This window comes from Streptomyces solicavernae, from assembly GCF_029968095.1.
Classification (GTDB): Bacteria; Actinomycetota; Actinomycetes; order Streptomycetales; family Streptomycetaceae; genus Streptomyces; species Streptomyces solicavernae.
In genome coordinates this window covers 17,703-32,844 of record NZ_JASCIR010000007.1, presented here as the reverse complement: position 1 = coordinate 32,844, position 15,142 = coordinate 17,703, and the positions used below count along the sequence as shown (strand labels likewise).

12 protein-coding genes and 1 pseudogene are annotated in these 15,142 nt (G+C 72.8%); 8 read left to right on the top strand and 5 right to left on the bottom strand.

Annotation, left to right across the window (positions count from 1 at the left end):
- The first annotated feature begins 224 nt into the window (after positions 1-224).
- Together QIS99_RS10845 and QIS99_RS10840 are read left to right on the top strand one after the other, a co-directional pair.
- Complete coding sequence (locus QIS99_RS10845) at positions 225-1,589, top strand: hemolysin family protein (RefSeq protein ID WP_282512846.1); 1,365 nt, start codon at positions 225-227, stop codon at positions 1,587-1,589.
- Positions 1,586-2,668, top strand: coding sequence for a hemolysin family protein (locus QIS99_RS10840; protein WP_282512844.1), 1,083 nt, complete (start codon positions 1,586-1,588; stop codon positions 2,666-2,668). The genes QIS99_RS10845 and QIS99_RS10840 overlap by 4 nt, the downstream gene beginning before the upstream one ends.
- An 81-nt stretch (positions 2,669-2,749) precedes the next feature.
- Here QIS99_RS10840 and QIS99_RS10835 read toward each other — a convergent pair whose 3' ends face one another.
- Together QIS99_RS10835 and QIS99_RS10830 are read right to left on the bottom strand one after the other, a co-directional pair.
- Positions 2,750-4,684: an AAA family ATPase gene (locus QIS99_RS10835; RefSeq protein ID WP_282512842.1), complete on the bottom strand. Its 1,935-nt coding sequence runs from the start codon at positions 4,682-4,684 to the stop codon at positions 2,750-2,752.
- A gap of 345 nt (positions 4,685-5,029) precedes the next feature.
- Positions 5,030-5,764, bottom strand: a complete 735-nt coding sequence (locus QIS99_RS10830) for a uridine kinase family protein (protein ID WP_282512840.1) — start codon at positions 5,762-5,764, stop codon at positions 5,030-5,032.
- Between the two features lie 166 nt (positions 5,765-5,930).
- On the opposite strand from QIS99_RS10830, the gene QIS99_RS10825 reads away from it, so the two are divergent.
- A complete protein-coding gene (locus QIS99_RS10825; RefSeq protein WP_282512838.1) occupies positions 5,931-7,400 on the top strand; it encodes a peptidase C39 family protein in 1,470 nt (489 codons plus the stop codon).
- 253 nt (positions 7,401-7,653) lie between these two features.
- Positions 7,654-7,821 (top strand): SCO1431 family membrane protein, encoded by a 168-nt coding sequence (locus tag QIS99_RS10820; protein WP_408909526.1) that lies wholly within the window; start codon positions 7,654-7,656, stop codon positions 7,819-7,821.
- A 162-nt stretch (positions 7,822-7,983) separates the two neighbouring features.
- On the opposite strand, the gene QIS99_RS10815 is transcribed toward QIS99_RS10820, so the two are convergent.
- Positions 7,984-9,234 (bottom strand): glycoside hydrolase family 18 protein, encoded by a 1,251-nt coding sequence (locus tag QIS99_RS10815; protein ID WP_282512836.1) that lies wholly within the window; start codon positions 9,232-9,234, stop codon positions 7,984-7,986.
- 427 nt (positions 9,235-9,661) lie between these two features.
- Here QIS99_RS10815 and QIS99_RS10810 point away from each other — a divergent pair, with 427 nt between their 5' ends.
- Positions 9,662-10,837: an acyl-CoA dehydrogenase family protein gene (locus QIS99_RS10810; protein WP_282512834.1), complete on the top strand. Its 1,176-nt coding sequence runs from the start codon at positions 9,662-9,664 to the stop codon at positions 10,835-10,837.
- An 82-nt stretch (positions 10,838-10,919) separates the two neighbouring features.
- Here QIS99_RS10810 and QIS99_RS10805 read toward each other — a convergent pair whose 3' ends face one another.
- Positions 10,920-11,297, bottom strand: a complete 378-nt coding sequence (locus QIS99_RS10805) for a hypothetical protein (RefSeq protein WP_282512832.1) — start codon at positions 11,295-11,297, stop codon at positions 10,920-10,922.
- Between the two features lie 76 nt (positions 11,298-11,373).
- On the opposite strand from QIS99_RS10805, the pseudogene QIS99_RS10800 reads away from it, so the two are divergent.
- Positions 11,374-11,695 (top strand): annotated as a pseudogene (locus QIS99_RS10800) (hypothetical protein); the annotation flags it as partial.
- Positions 11,696-11,779: 84 nt separating this feature from the next.
- Here the strand turns inward: QIS99_RS10800 and QIS99_RS10795 are convergent.
- The gene (locus tag QIS99_RS10795) at positions 11,780-12,217 is read right to left on the bottom strand and encodes a hypothetical protein (protein ID WP_282512830.1); all 438 of its coding nucleotides are present in this window, start codon (positions 12,215-12,217) and stop codon (positions 11,780-11,782) included.
- A gap of 384 nt (positions 12,218-12,601) precedes the next feature.
- Here QIS99_RS10795 and QIS99_RS10790 point away from each other — a divergent pair, with 384 nt between their 5' ends.
- Positions 12,602-13,042 carry an Lrp/AsnC family transcriptional regulator gene (locus tag QIS99_RS10790; RefSeq protein WP_282512828.1) on the top strand — a complete coding sequence of 147 codons (441 nt, stop codon included), beginning with the start codon at positions 12,602-12,604 and terminating at the stop codon, positions 13,040-13,042.
- Between the two features lie 103 nt (positions 13,043-13,145).
- The gene (locus tag QIS99_RS10785; protein WP_282512826.1) at positions 13,146-14,801 is read left to right on the top strand and encodes an amidohydrolase; all 1,656 of its coding nucleotides are present in this window, start codon (positions 13,146-13,148) and stop codon (positions 14,799-14,801) included.
- Positions 14,802-15,142: the final 341 nt, after the last annotated feature.

Here is a 15,142-nt window from a genome sequence, read left to right as displayed (position 1 = left end):
TGCGGGGCAGGAGCCCCGCACCGCCGGGCTCCAAGCCCTGCACCACCCGTGGCCTTCTTGACTACTCTGGTGCGGGTGGCGACCCCAGCGCGCCCCGCCCCGCACCACACACCCCGGGCCCGTCCCGGCCGCGGGGCTTTCCTGCGACCCGAGGAGTGACTTACTCCGGCAATGGACGGATCGTCCTGTAGTACCTGCGCCGCCCCCTCCCGGCAGGCGGCGGCATGACCATCCCGTTGCTGCTTCTCGCGGCGGCCTTCCTCCTGATCCTCGCCAACGGCTTCTTCGTGGCGGCCGAGTTCGGCCTCGTCACCGTCGAGCGCGCCGACGCCGAGCGCGCCGCAGCCGAAGGCGACCGGCGGGCCCGCCGCGTCGTGAAGTCCCTGCGCGAGCTGTCCTTCCAGCTCTCCGGCACCCAACTCGGCATCACCCTGACCTCGTTGGTGGTCGGCATGCTCGCCGAGCCCGCCCTCGCCCAGCTCCTCGCCGGGCCACTCACCGCGGTCGGCCTGCCGGACGGCGCCGTACCGGGCGTCTCCGTCCTCATAGGCATGCTGCTCGCCTCCGCCGTGCAGATGGTGATCGGCGAACTCGTCCCGAAGAACTGGGCGGTCTCCCGGCCCATGCAGGTCGCCCGGTTCGTGGCCGGACCGCAGCACGCCTTCGCCCGGCTCTTCCGCCCGGTGATCGCCGGCCTGAACGCCGTCGCCAACCGTCTCGTACGGGCCTTCGGCGTCGAGCCCGCCGAGGAGCTGGCCTCCGCCCGGACCCCCGACGAGCTGGTCTCCCTGGCCAGGCACTCCGCCGAGGCAGGCGCCCTGGAGGAGGACACCGCCGACCTGTTCGTGCGCACCCTCTCCCTCGGTGAGCTCACCGCGCAGCACGTGATGACGCCGCGCGTGAAGGTCTGCGCCCTGCAGGCCTCGGCGACCGCCGCCGACGTCGTCAACCTCACCCGCGCCACCGGCCTGTCCCGCTTCCCCGTCTACCGCGAACGCATCGACGAAATCATCGGCGTCGTCCACCTCAAGGACGCCCTCGCGGTACGCGCCCGGGAACGGCACCGCGCCCCGGTCGGCCGGATAGCGGTGCCGCCGCTGCTCGTCCCGCAGACCCTGCCCGTACAGCCCCTCCTGGAGCGGCTGCGCAGCGAGCAGCCGATGGCCGTGGTCGTCGACGAGTACGGCGGCACCGCCGGCGTCGTCACCCTGGAGGACATCGTCGAGGAGCTGGTCGGCGAGGTCCGCGACGAGCACGACGTGCACGACCTGCCCCAACTCGCCGCCGCCCCCGCCGAGGACGGCCGACCCGCCTGGGACGCCGACGGCGGCTGCCGCCTCGACACCCTGCTCCGGATCGGCCTCGAAGCGCCCGAGGGCCCGTACGAGACGGTCGCCGGGCTCGTCGCCGACCTCCTCGGCCGGATCCCGGTCCCCGGCGACCGGGCCGAACTGCCCGGCTGGCAGCTGGCCGTGCGCCAGGTCGACCACTACCGCGCCGAGCGCGTCCGCCTCGTCCGCACCGGCCTTGTGCCCGCCGCTGTTCCGGCCACGACCGGTCGTCCCCCGACTGCGGAGGCGGTCCGATGAGCCTGCTGCAACTCCTCTTCGCCGTCCTCCTCGTGCTCGGCAACGGCTTCTTCGTCGGCGCCGAGTTCGCGCTCGTCTCGGTCCGGCGCAGCCAGATCGAACCGCTCGACGGCAACCGGGCCAAGCAGGTCCTGTACGGCCTGGAGAACCTGCCGCAGATGATGGCGGCGGCCCAGTTCGGCATCACCGTCTGCTCGTTGACGCTCGGCGCGGTCGCCGAGCCGACGGTCGCGCACCTCCTGGAGCCCGTCTTCCACGCGGCGCACGTCCCGGAGCCGCTGATCCACCCGCTGGGGTACGTGATCGCCCTGGCCGTCGTCGTCTTCCTGCACCTCGTCATCGGCGAGATGGTGCCGAAGAACCTGGCGATGGCGGCGCCGGAGAAGACCGCGCTGTGGCTCAGCCCGGGACTGGTCGCCTTCGCGCGCCTCTGCCGCCCCGTCACGGCCGGACTCGGGTCGTGCGCCCGGCTGGTCCTGAAGGTGTTCCGGGTCGACCCGAAGGACGAGGTGGAGGCGGTCTTCACCAGCGTGCAGCTGGGGCAGCTCGTCGAGGACTCCCGACAGGCGGGACTCCTCGAACCGGCCGAGCAGGAACGCCTGGAGGACGCGCTCGAACTCGGCTCCCGCCCGGTCACGGACGTCCTGCTGGCGCGCGCCGCGCTGGTCACCGTGGACCCGTCCGTCACCCCGCACCGGATCGAGGAGCTGACGGTCCGCACCGGCTACTCGCGCTTCCCGGTGTGCGCGGAGGGCGGTGCGTTCATGGGCTACCTGCACGTGAAGGACGTCCTCGACCTGGACGACCCGGAGCGGGCGGTACCGCAGCAGATCTGGCGCCCGCTGCCGACGCTCAGCGCCGAACTCCCGCTGGACGACGCCCTGACGGTGATGCGCCGCGCGGCCACGCACCTCGCGCAGGTCGCGGACGCCTCGGGCCGGGTCCTGGGCCTGGTCGCCCTGGAGGACGTACTGGAGCTGCTGGTCGGCGAGGTCCGCGACCCTGCGCACCGGGCGGTGCCGCTGGTGCGGGTGGGGGAGCCGCGCGGGGAGAGAGGGGTGGAGGCGCTGGCGGGCTAGGTGTTCTGTCCACGGAGGGGCTGATCTTTCAGCCCCTCCGGCGTTTGAGGAGCGGGGGCCGGGGGCGGAGCCCCCAGGGGCTCAGCGGGGCGACGGCCCCGGTGGGCGCCCCGCAAGCACCTCCCCGTACGCCTGCATGAGGTCCGGCAACCGCAACGTCGCCAGCTCGTCCCGCGTGGGGGATGCCGGGTACCCCGACAACCGCAAGTCCCGGTACGCGCACGACTTCTCGTACAGCGTCCGCAGGAACCGCCCGTTGCCCAGCTCGTCGATCCACCCCTGGTCCACCACATGCCCGCTGACCGACTTCAGCTCCTCGACCGACTCCTCGTCCCACACGTCCCCGTTCTCCGCGGCCAGCACCTCGCCGATCGCGGTGAGTTCGAGCGGGCGGTACGAGGGGAAGTCGACGCGGGTCGTGAAGCGGGAGGAGAGGCCGGGGTTGGCGGCGAGGAGGCGGTCCATGCCCTCCGGGTAGCCGGCGAGGATCACCACCAGGTGGTCCCGGTTGTCCTCGGCCCGCTTCAGCAGCACCTGCAGCGCCTCGTCGCCGTACGCGTCGCCCTTGCTGTAGCCGGAGTTGGACAGCGCGTACGCCTCGTCGAGGAACAGCACGCCGCCGAGCGCGGAGTCGATCAGCTCGTTGGCCTTGACCGCGGTCTGGCCCAGATATTCGCCGACGAGATCCGCGCGCTGGGCCTCCACCAGGTGATCGCCGCCGAGCAGCCCGAGCGCGTAGAAGACCCGGCCGAGGATACGGGCCACGGTGGTCTTGCCGGTGCCGGACGGGCCGGAGAACACGAAGTGCCGTTTCGGCGGCTGCACGGGCAGCCCCTGGCCGGCCCGCAGCCGGGCCATCCGCAGCTGCGCGGAGAGCGCCTTGACCTGCCGCTTCACGGGTTCGAGCCCGACCATCCGCTCCAGCTCGGCCAGCGCCTCCTGGAGGAGTACGGGATCGGCGGGTCCGGCGGGCAACTGCGCCCCGGGTACGGGGAGTACGGCCTTGTGGCGGTGCGGGGCGGGCGGGGAGGCCGGGGCCGAACCGTCCGGCTTCGGGCTCTCCGGGCTGCCCGGGGCCCCAGGGCTTCCAGGGTTCCCAGGGCCTCCAGGGCTCCCCGGGCCGATCTTCACGTCCAGCCCGTCGGCCCCGTAGTCCAGCGCCTGAGGCACGTCCGCCGTGTCCTGGCCGGGACCGGTGAACGTGACCGGCGCCAGGCCGCCGTCGTCGTCGCCGCCCTCGAAGCCGTCGTACTCGGCGATCGCCGCGAGCCGCGCCGAGGTGTCCATGAACGACGGGTCGACCCGGTGCACGGCCCGGTACAGGGGGAGCGCGGCGGCGCTGCGGCCGGTGCCCTCGTGCGCGCGGGCCAGCCAGTAGCGCAGCTCCTTGCGCTGCGGCTGTTCGCTGCGGCAGCGCATCAGGGCGGCGGAGAGCAGCGGTTCGGCCTGTCCGTACATCTCCAGGCGGACCCGGGCCATCCCACCGAAGAGGCCCGCCTCGATCCCGAGCACCGGGTCGGCGGTCAGCGGCTCGGTGTGGCGTACGAGCTGGTCCCAGTCCTTGACGAGATAGGCGCGGCAGGCGTGCAGGAAGCGGACCTGGGGGTCGGCGTCGATCGGCGGGAGGCCGGCGAGGGCGCGGTCGAGCTCGGGGACGTGCCGGCCGTCGAGCCAGTGCGAGGCGTGCGCGAGCAGCAGGTCGCGGCCGGACTCCAGGACGGGCTGGACCCACCAGCCCAGCCAGTACCAGGAGTTGAGGGTGCGGCGGTGGCGGGCGCGCTGCTCGCCGAAGCGGTCGCGGTGCCGGTGCATGTGCAGGAGCGCCGTGGTCGTGTCGGTGCGCAGGGCGTGCAGGCCGAGCCAGCCGTCGGCCATGCCGGGGTCGAGGCGGACGGCGGCCCGGAACTCGTCCTCGGCCTGCGGATAGGCCCCCATGGTGTACGCGTCCACGCCCCGCAGCCAGGCCAGGTCGGCCGGGGCCGATGCGCCGGACGCGCCCTGCGTGCCGAAGTCCATTCCGTACCCCACAACCCCCCGCAACCGTGCCTGTGACGTGCCGCCGGGCCCAGGTCTCGCACCGCTGAGCATCGTACCTGCGCAGGAGCCGCCGACCGAAGGGTGCGGACGGACTCGGCGGCCCGAAGAGGCCCCCGGGCAGGGGCACTTGGGGGCTTGGGGGAGCGGCGGGCGACGGCGCTCGCGGTGACCGAGGGTGATCGCCCTGCGTTCCGCTGCGGTCGCGAAAGGGGGCAAAGGGCAGAACGAAGCCCCCGATCACGGGGGAACAACCGGGGGCTTCGCGTCTGCGGGGCGGTCCGAAGAACCGCACATTGAGAACGTAAGTCCTGTACGGCCTTTGGGTCAAGCAGAGTTGGGGTTCTGGTGGAAGGGGTTTTCCGAGGCTCGGCGCATCGCCGACGGGTCCTCACGGTGCGTGACGGCTTGGGGTGACGGCCGTGTTGCCCGGTGTCCCGGCAGTACCGCGTATCCCTCCGGTCCCTGCCGTACCAAGGTGTCCGCGCAGGGCCGTGTGGGATCTCCGGCGAAATGCTGCCGCTCCGCCCGCTCCCAGCCGTCCCAGAAGGCGTGCTGCGCCGCACCGTCCCGCCCGCGCCCGCGCGCCCACGCCTCGCCGTGCGCCATGTCCATCCAGCACAGCCACGCCAGCCACGGCCTGAGCTCCCGCCGCCCGGCGCCCACGCCCTCGACCAGGACGACCGGCGCCGCCGGAAGGCGCATCTCGGTGTCGAAGCGGCGCGTGTTCCAGTCGTACGCCGGGACGCGCGCCGTGCGCCCCTGCGCGAGCGGGTCGAGCACCTGCTGCCGGAGCCGGTCGGTCCAGTCGAAGAGTTCGGCGTGGCTGCGGACGTGGTCGAGGGTGAGCACCGGCGCCCCGCCGAGTGCCGCGGCGAGCCGGTCGGCGAAGGTCGACTTGCCGGAGCCGGCGTGCCCGTCGACCGCGACGAGCCGGACCGGCCCGCAGGACGGCGGCAGGGTGCGCAGGGTGCCGGCGAGGCGGGTGAGGGGCGTGCGGGGCGTGCGGGGCGTGACGGGGGTGAGGGGAGTGAGGGGAGTGAGCTCGGCGTGGTCGTTCATCGCCTCCAGGCTACGGCGGCCGCAGGCCGGGGCGTGCGGCCCGTTCCAGTGGTCCACGCCAATATTGCCGCGGGCACACGTACCGAAGTGCTGGCACGGGCCGTCGTCTGCGGAGATAGTGGGCGTCGTTGTCATGTTTCCGCCGTCTCTGGGGGCCCCACACACCATGACCGACACCTCCCGATCACCCAGCTCACCCAGATCACCCAGCTCACTCCGCTCCGCCACCCGCAGATCCGTGCTCGCCGCCGCGGTGGCGGTCGCGGCGGGCGGAGCCGTCGCCGCGACGGCGGCCGCCGCCGACACCGGAGCCTTAAGGGGCCCCACCGGAAACCGTCCCACCGGAAACGACCCCACCGGAAACCGCCCGCCCGGGAAGGCCCCGGTCCGCCTGGTCGACAACCGCTTCTGGACCTCGTACGCCCACTGGAGCGGAGGCACCCACCACGGCACGCGGGCCGTCGCCGCCACCCGCCCCGGCATCGAGATCGGCACCCCCGCGGGCACCGTCGAGTACGCCGACCCGCACACCGGCCGCACGGCGAACTGGGAGTACGCGGTCTGGACGAGCCCCGCGCACGCGCTCTCCGTGCCCGCCACCGAGGCCATCGCGTCGTGGAACGCCCGTACGCCGTCCGGGACTTGGCTGCAGACCGAGCTGCGCGCCACGTACAGCAACGGCAAGCGCAGCCCCTGGTACGTGATGGGCCGCTGGACCGCCGGCGACGACCGTGAGGGCGACACCGACACGATCCGGCGCACCTCCGTCGACGACCAGAAGGACGGCAAGACATCCGTGTGGACGGACACGCTCTCCGTCGACGACCCGTCCAAGGGCCTGCGGCTCGTCTCGTACCAGCTGCGCCTGACCTTGTACCGCAAGCCCGGCTCGACGGCTTCGCCGCGCGTGTGGCGGCTCGGCGCGATGGGCTCGGACGTCCCGGACCGCTTCACGGTGCCCGCGTCCGAGCCGGGCCTCGCCGAGGAGCTGAAGGTCCCGCGCTACTCCCAGAACACGCACATCGGCCAGTACCCGGAGTACGACAACGGCGGCGAGGCCTGGTGCAGCCCCACCTCCTCGCAGATGATCCTGGAGTACTGGGGCCGGGAGCCCACCGCCGAGCAACTGGCCTGGGTCAACCCGGACTTCGCCGACCCGCAGGTCTGCCACGCGGCCCGTTTCACGTACGACTACCAGTACGAGGGCTGCGGCAACTGGCCGTTCAACGCCGCCTACGCCGCGACGTACGACGACATGCAGGCCGTCGTCACCCGGCTCGGCTCGCTCACTGACGTGGAGACGCTGATCGCCGCGGGCATCCCCGTGATCACGTCCCAGTCGTTCCTGGAGAAGGAGCTGACCGGCGCCGGATACGGCACGGCCGGGCACCTGATGACGGTGATCGGCTTCACGAAGAGCGGCGACGTGATCGCCAACGACCCGGCATCGGACGACAACGAGGCGGTCCGCCGCGTCTACAAGCGCCGGGAGTGGGAGAACATCTGGCTCCGCACCAAGCGCTACAACGCCGACGGCAAGGTGGTCTCGGGCACGGGCGGGGTCTGCTACCTGTACTTCCCGGCCCGCCTGAACGGCGCCCAGGTCAGGGCGCTACGGGCGGTGGGGGTGCGCTGATCCGGTCCGGTCCGGTCCGGTCCGAACCGATCCCATCCGGTTCCATCCGGTTCCATCCGATCCGATCCGAGCCGAGCCGAGCCGATCCGACTCGGCTCGGCTCGCGCAGCCGAAGTGGCGACTGCACCGCCGGGGTCGCGATGTTCGCGATGTTCGCGATGTTCGTGATGTGCGTGATGTACGTCCTAACGGGGTGGCGGCCTCTCCTGGCACCCTGGGCGGCCAGTGGGGGGACGCCACTGCCGTACCACTCGTGAGCGAGACTGCCATGACCGCGACTGCTACCACCGTCGAAGACGCCCGCGCCCGGCTGCGCACCGGGGGCCCGAAGGACGACGGCCCCAAGATCCTGGAGCACGCCCTGGGCTGGACCCTGGTGGTCGTCCTCGCCATGTTCGTCACACAGGCCGGGCTGCTGTAACCGGAGCGTCACGCATGCCGGTGGGGCGAAGGGCACCAGGCCCTCCGCCCCGCCGACTCCCGCCGCGGGCCGGTTGCCGTCCAGGGCCACCCGCGGCGTGGAACCCGGGCTCCAGTGGAACTCAGGCTCCTGTGGAACACAGGCTCCTGCAGATCCCAGGCCCTAGTTGAGCGCCTTGATCAGCTCACCGTCCGCGGTGTCGCCGCTCAGCTCCCAGAAGAACGTGCCGCCCAGGCCCTCCCTGTCCTTGTAGGCCATCTTCCCGGCGAGCGTCTCCGGGGTGTCGTAGCTCCACCAGTTGTTGCCGCAGTGGGCGTACGCGGTGCCGCCGACCGTGCCGTTCGCCGGGCACTTGGTCTTCAGCTCCTTGTAGTCGTCGATGCCCTGCTCGTACTTGCCGGCCGCCGGGCCCGTGGCCGTGCCGCCCGGCTCCTTCTGCGTGACGCCGGTCCAGCCGCGCCCGTAGAAGCCGACCCCGAGCAGCAGCTTCTCCGACGGGATGCCGAGCCCCTTGAGCTTCGCGATCGTCGCCTCGGCGTTCCAGCTGTCCTTGGGGATGCCGTCGTACTTGCTCAGCGGCGAGTGCGGTGCGGTCGGGCCCTGCGCGTCCCAGGCGCCGAAGTAGTCGTACGTCATCGGGTTGTACCAGTCGACGTACTGCGCCGCGCCCGCGTAGTCGGCCGCGTCGATCTTGCCGCCGTCGGAGGCGTCGGCCGGGATCGCTGCCGTGACCAGCTGGTCCTTGAACTTGCCGCGCATCGCGGCCATCAGGTCCTTGTACGCCGCACGCCCGCTGGTGTCGCAGGTCAGGCCGCAGGCGTTGGGGTACTCCCAGTCGATGTCGATGCCGTCGAAGAGACCGGCCCACTTGGAGTTGTTGACCAGGTCGTAGCAGGACTGGGCGAACGCCTCGGGGTTCTTCGCGGCCTCGGTGAAGCCGCCGGACCAGGTCCAGCCGCCGAAGGACCACAGCACCTTCAGGTCCGGGTACTTGGCCTTCAGCTTGAGCAGCTGGTTGAAGTTGCCGCGCAGCGGCTGGTCCCAGGTGTCGGCCTTGCCGTCCACGGACTGCTCGGCGGTGTACGCCTTGTCCGTCGCGGCGTAGGCGTCGCCGATCGTGCACTTGCCGCCCTGGACGTTGCCGAAGGCGTAGTTGATGTGCGTGAGCTTGGCCGCCGAGCCCGACGTGTCGATGTTCTTCACGTGGTAGTTGCGGCCGTACACGCCCCATTCGGTGAAGTAGCCGACGACCTTCGAGCCGGCCGCGGCCTTCTCTCCGGCGGCGTCCTCGGGGCTGGTCGGGGCGGCGCCCGCGGCGCCTGCGCCTGCGAGCAGGCCGCCGCCGAGCACGGCACAACAGACCGAGGCGAGCAGCACCCGCGTACGGGTGCGGAGGCGGTGCGGTCTGAGCATGGTGTCTCCTCGTGGGGGAGGGAGGAACTGCTGTTGACCTTGCGCTGGGCGCGGGTCCCCGAGGGGCGGGACGAGGCGCCGGAATTGACATGAACGCGGTGAGGCGTTCGCCGGAACAGTAGAAGGACTAGACCAGTGCGGTCAATGGTTCGGACCAATTTGCGCGCGCGGGTGAACGCGCGGGTGAAGGGTCTCCGGCCCTCGAAGGGGCTGTTTATGGGGTACGCACACACATTCACGAGAGAAGTGAAGTGAACGGTCGTGAACCTGGTGACGTGCGGCCATTCATCGGGCATACTCGCTCCAACGGCCGTGTGCGGGCCGCGATTCGCGACCCGGATCGCCGCCCTTGGCCGGGTAGTCAGAACTCCGGCGGCACCCACCCGACGCGACCGCCGCAGTGCCCGACAGGGAGGAGAGCGACGACATGTCGGACCGTGCGCCGCACCAGCAGGTGGAGCGTCAGTTGCCCACGGAGGAGGCCCGCGACCTCCTCGCGCTCGTCCGCGAGATCGCCCACCGCGAGATCGCCCCGGCCGCAGCCGAAGGCGAGGACGCCGCGCAGTTCCCGCGCGAGGTCTTCACGCTGCTCTCCGAGTCCGGCCTGCTCGGCCTGCCGTACGACTCGGAGTTCGGCGGCGGTGACCAGCCGTACGAGGTCTATCTCCAGGTCCTCGAAGAGCTCGCCGCCGCCCGGCTCACCGTCGGCCTCGGCGTCAGCGTGCACACGCTCGCCGCCCACGCCCTCGCGGGATACGGCACGAAGGAGCAGCAGGCCGAGCACCTCCCGGCGATACTCGGCGGCGGACTCCTCGGCGGGTACTGCCTCTCCGAGCCCGCCTCCGGCTCCGACGCCGCCTCGCTGCGCACCAAGGCCGTGCGGGACGGGGACGGCTGGGTGATCGACGGCGGCAAGGCCTGGATCACCCACGGCGGCATCGCCGACTTCTACACGGTCATGGCCCGCTCCGGCGGCGAAGGCCCCAAGGGGGTCACCGCGTATCTGGTCCCGGGGGACGCCGAAGGGCTGACCGCCGCCGTGCCCGAGCGGAAGATGGGCCTCAAGGGCTCACCCACCGCCCAGCTCCACTTCGACGGCGTGCGGGTCCCCGACGACCGCCGCATCGGCGAGGAGGGTCAGGGCTTCGCCATCGCCCTCTCCGCCCTCGACTCCGGCCGCCTCGGCATCGCCGCCTGCGCGATCGGCGTCGCCCAGGCCGCCCTCGACGAGGCCTCGGCCTACGCACTCGACCGCCGCCAGTTCGGCCACCCCATCGCCGACTTCCAGGGCCTGCGCTTCATGCTGGCCGACATGGCGACGCAGATCGAGGCCGGCCGCGCCCTCTACCTCTCGGCGGCCCGGCTGCGCGACGCCGGCCGGCCGTTCTCCCGGCAGGCCGCCATGGCCAAGCTGTTCTGCACGGACGCCGCGATGCACGTCACCACGGACGCCGTCCAGGTCCTCGGGGGATACGGCTACACGCTCGACTTCCCGGTGGAACGCCTCATGCGCGAGGCGAAGGTCCTGCAGATCGTCGAGGGCACAAATCAGATCCAACGCGTCGTGATCGCCCGGCACTTGATGGGCCCGGAGTCGCGGTAGGCCGGGCCGAGGGGAAGGCGGGAGGGAGGGCGGCGCGGGCAGGCGAGGGTCGGGGCCGGAGCCCCGCCCCGCCCGGCGCGGCTCAGCGCTCCGCCCCCGCAGGCAGCGCAGCCCGCACCGCACCCGCGCGCTGCGGCTCCCCGCCCCGGTAAGGCTCCCCACCCTGATACGGCTCGCCGCCGCGCTGCTGCTCCCGGCCCAGATGCGGGCCCCCACTCCGATACGGTTCCCCGCCGCCGTACGTCCCCTGCCCGCCCGGAGACTGCTGCACCGGGTGCGCGCTGAACGGCGTCGTCGAACCGAACTGCCCCGTACGCACGATCGGCGCCGCAAGCCGCGCCCACTCCGGATCCCGGCGCCCCGGCAGCGTCAGACCCCGGCCCGCCCAGGCCCGCATCATCGCCCGGTAGATCGGCGGATCCGACGGGCGCAGCCCCAGCTGGTCAGCGGCCTGCGCCACCTGCTGAACCGATTCTCCGGAAGCGGGAACGTAAAGCGTGCGTCGGCGCCGGCCGATCGCTTCATGCAAGGCGGTCATGACCGGCCAACGGCACAAATGCCACGAGGGTCACCGCCCCGGGGAATCGGGCGTCAGTTCACGCCCTGCCCCTGGCGAAGGGAGTTCGACGACAGCCACGGCGCCCCCGCCCCGCACCACCACCCGAGACCCGGAAGAGCTCGCCCACCGCCTCACCGCCTGCCTCGACACCCGCCTGCCCGGCGCCAGGGCAACCCCGGGTGTCCGTGCCCGAGTCCAACGGCATGTCGAGCGAGACCCTCCTCTTCGACCTCGACCTCGACCTCAACCGCCCCGAACCACCCCTGCGCGCCTGCGCGTTGCGTCTCACCGGCGACCCGGACCACCGGCTGACCTGCACCACGAAAGGCAGGCGGCCATGGTGCAGGGCAGCTACTGGAGTTGAGCGCTCGGCGGGGCGGCGCTCAGGCGGCGCGGTGCAGCTGCGGGACCTTGATGGGACGCGAGCCGGGGCCGCCCACGTGGGAGAACGGCTGCGTGCGCCAGTCGAGCCCCTGAGGGAGCGTCAACAGCAGGGCGGTGTCCTGCTCCTGGACCTCCTCGGTCTCATCGGCGGGGCGGGCGTCGGAGGCCGCGCGGCCGGTGCCCGAGCAGACCTGCAGCCCGAACGGGTTCCAGGGAGTGGGGCACTTGGCGTGCTCGGGCAGGACGTCCTCGTCCGCCAGGAGCGCGATGGGCTGAGCGCAGTCCGGGCAGACCACCCGGTACATCTCGAAGGTGTCGTACGCGTCGAACGAGTCGTCGGCTCCGTCGGCGCCGGGTTCGACGCCCTCCGATACGGGCTCGACTACCGGCTGCTGCCGGTTCCGGGCGGTGCGGCCAGGGCGCTTCACACTCTGCATGGGACTCTCCCCCTCGGGTGGGCCGGCCGGGCGCTGCGGCCTCGGCCACAGCAAGCATTGCCCGTCTCGCCGTGCGGGTAATCGCGTCCACTGTGCGGACCCGGCCCATAAACCTGTGGTCTTCGTCACACGCCGGTCGTGGGTGCGGATGTCCGAGGTGTGGAAACCGGCGTCCGCTGAGTGGTCAGCGCGACGGAACGGCGCCCGACGAAGTCCTTCGTTGCTGTCTCCCGGTCAGACGCCGCTGTGCGGTGGACAGTTGCACACCCGAGGCGCCTTTGCGGTCCCGCGCGCCCCGCCGCCTTCCGGACCCCTCCCCGGGCCGACCATCCGCCCAGCGGACGCCGGGTGTCCCAAGGGATCACCTCCCTGTAGGTTCAGGGCATGGAGGAGCTCGACCGTCAGATCGTGCAGCTGCTCGTCAAGGACGGGCGGATGAGCTACACCGACCTCGGCAAGGCCACGGGCCTGTCGACGTCGGCGGTGCACCAGCGCGTGCGCCGGCTCGAACAGCGAGGCGTCATCCGTGGGTACGCGGCCGTCGTCGACCCGGAGGAGGTCGGCCTGCCGTTGACGGCGTTCATCTCGGTCAAGCCCTTCGACCCCAGCGCCCCCGACGACATCGCGGAACGCCTCGCCGGGGTCCCGGAGATCGAGGCCTGCCACAGCGTCGCGGGCGACGAGAACTACATCCTGAAGGTCCGCGTCGCCACCCCGCTCGAACTGGAGGACCTGCTCAGCCGGGTCCGCTCCCTCGCCGGGGTGTCCACCCGTACGACGGTGGTCCTCTCCACGCCGTACGAGGCACGGCCGCCGAGGATCTGAACAGCCCGGCCGGTTCCGCGGGCACCCGGCGCGTAGCCGACCCCCCCGGCGCGTAGCCGACCCCCCGGCGCCCACCACCGCTCGCAGGCGCGAGACTGGACCCATGAGCGAGCGCACCACCCCCTCCACGGCCGCCGACGACGACGGCCACCGCACCGTCCTGCTGCGCGGCGGCGACATCCACAGTCCCGCCGACCCCTTCGCGACCGCGATGGTCGTCGAACGCGGCCACATCGCCTGGGTCGGCTCCGAAGGCGCCGCCGACGCCTTCGCGAGCGGCGTCGAAGAAGTCGTCGACCTCGAAGGCGCCCTGGTCACCCCGGCGTTCACCGACGCCCATGTGCACACCACCGCGACCGGCCTCGCGCTGACCGGCCTCGACCTCTCCGGCGCCCGCGGCCTCGACGACGCCCTCACTCTCGTACGCGCCCACGCCGCCGCCCACCCCGACGACCCGGTCCTGCTCGGGCACGGCTGGGACGCCTCCCGCTGGGCCGAGCGCCGCCCGCCGTCCCGCGCCGAGCTCGACGCGGCCACCGGCGGACGCCCGCTGTACCTCACCCGGATCGACGTCCACTCCGCCGTCGCCACCACCGCGCTCCTCGACCTCGTCCCCGGCGTCACCGGCCTGCCCGGCTACGAGGCCGACGCCCCGCTCACCCGGGACGCCCACCACGCCGTGCGCGCCGCCGCCCACGCCGCCGTCGGCGAGGAGCAGCGCACCGCCGCCCAGCGCGCCGCCCTCCGGCACGCCGCGTCCCTCGGCATCGGCGCCCTGCACGAGTGCGCGGGCCCCACCGTCTCCTCCGAGAGCGACCTCATCGGCCTCCTCGGCCTCGCCGCCTCGGAACCGGGACCGCGGGTCTTCGGCTACTGGGCCGAGCAGCTCGCCTCGCCCGCCGACGCCGACCGGATCCGTGCCCTCGGCGCGATCGGCGCGGCCGGGGATCTCTTCGTGGACGGCGCCCTCGGTTCGCACACCGCCTGCCTGCACGAGCCGTACGCCGACGCCCCGCACACCGGCGCCGCCTACCTCGACGCGGCCGCGGTCGCCGCCCACGTCACCGCCTGCACCGAGGCGGGCATCCAGGCCGGGTTCCACGCCATCGGCGACGCCGCCCTCACCGCCGTCGTCGACGGCATGCGCGCCGCGGCCGACAAGCTCGGCGTCGAACGCGTCCGCGCCGCCCGGCACCGCGTCGAGCACGCCGAGATGCTCACCCCCGAAACCGTCGCCGCCTTCGCCGAGTTCGGCCTCACCGCCTCCGTGCAGCCCGGCTTCGACGCGCTGTGGGGCGGCGCGGACGGCATGTACGCGGACCGCCTGGGCGCCGACCGTGCCCGCACCCTCAACCCGTATGCGGCGCTGCTGCGTTCGGGCGTGCCCCTCGCCTTCGGCTCCGACGCGCCCGTCACCCCGCTCGACCCGTGGGGCACCGTGCGCGCCGCCGCCTTCCACCGCACCCCCGAGCACCGGGTCTCCGTACGCGCCGCGTTCACCGCCCACACGCGCGGCGGCTGGCGCGCCATGGGCCGGGACGACGCGGGCGTGCTCGTCCCCGGCGCGCCCGCCGACTACGCGGTCTGGCGCGCCGACGACCTGGTCGTCCAGGCCCCCGACGACCGCGTCGCCCGCTGGTCCACCGACCCCCGCTCCGGCACGCCAGGACTGCCCGATCTCAGCCCCGGCGCCGAACTCCCTCGCTGCCTGCGGACGGTGGTCGGCGGGCGGACCGTGTTCGTACGGCCGGGTGGGTGATGTGCCGGAGAGGCCACCCGTCGGACGGGTCCCGCCGGGCGGTCGCGCGACCTGCGTATCCTCCGCACTGAACAGCGGACTTGGCCAAGCATCCCAGGTCAGACGGCTATTGACAGACGTCGGACCGGGGCGGGTAGGTTCGGCCGGGTCCACCACAGGACGTCCGACCGGGAAACCTCCACGCAGTCGTCGACGCCGCTGGGCCATGGGGTGGTGTGCCGCACCGGGACACCACCACTGGGAGCCAGGTCCAGCGCCCGCGCCTCGGGGGCGCAGGCAGGTCCCGCCCGGTCGGCAGGTGTGACCCGGGTGGGGCCCGGACGCTCAGTAGACAACGGCTC

Bases quoted from the DNA above. Each gene is read 5' to 3' on its own strand.
- QIS99_RS10785 (WP_282512826.1), top strand. From the start codon at position 13,146: ATGAGCGAGCGCACCACCCCCTCCACGGCCGCCGACGACGACGGCCAC.
- QIS99_RS10790 (WP_282512828.1), top strand. From the start codon at position 12,602: ATGGAGGAGCTCGACCGTCAGATCGTGCAGCTGCTCGTCAAGGACGGG.
- QIS99_RS10840 (WP_282512844.1), top strand. From the start codon at position 1,586: ATGAGCCTGCTGCAACTCCTCTTCGCCGTCCTCCTCGTGCTCGGCAAC.
- QIS99_RS10830 (WP_282512840.1), bottom strand. From the start codon at position 5,764: ATGAACGACCACGCCGAGCTCACTCCCCTCACTCCCCTCACCCCCGTC.
- QIS99_RS10825 (WP_282512838.1), top strand. From the start codon at position 5,931: ATGACCGACACCTCCCGATCACCCAGCTCACCCAGATCACCCAGCTCA.
- QIS99_RS10815 (WP_282512836.1), bottom strand. From the start codon at position 9,234: ATGCTCAGACCGCACCGCCTCCGCACCCGTACGCGGGTGCTGCTCGCC.
- QIS99_RS10810 (WP_282512834.1), top strand. From the start codon at position 9,662: ATGTCGGACCGTGCGCCGCACCAGCAGGTGGAGCGTCAGTTGCCCACG.
- QIS99_RS10835 (WP_282512842.1), bottom strand. From the start codon at position 4,684: ATGGACTTCGGCACGCAGGGCGCGTCCGGCGCATCGGCCCCGGCCGAC.
- QIS99_RS10845 (WP_282512846.1), top strand. From the start codon at position 225: ATGACCATCCCGTTGCTGCTTCTCGCGGCGGCCTTCCTCCTGATCCTC.
- QIS99_RS10795 (WP_282512830.1), bottom strand. From the start codon at position 12,217: ATGCAGAGTGTGAAGCGCCCTGGCCGCACCGCCCGGAACCGGCAGCAG.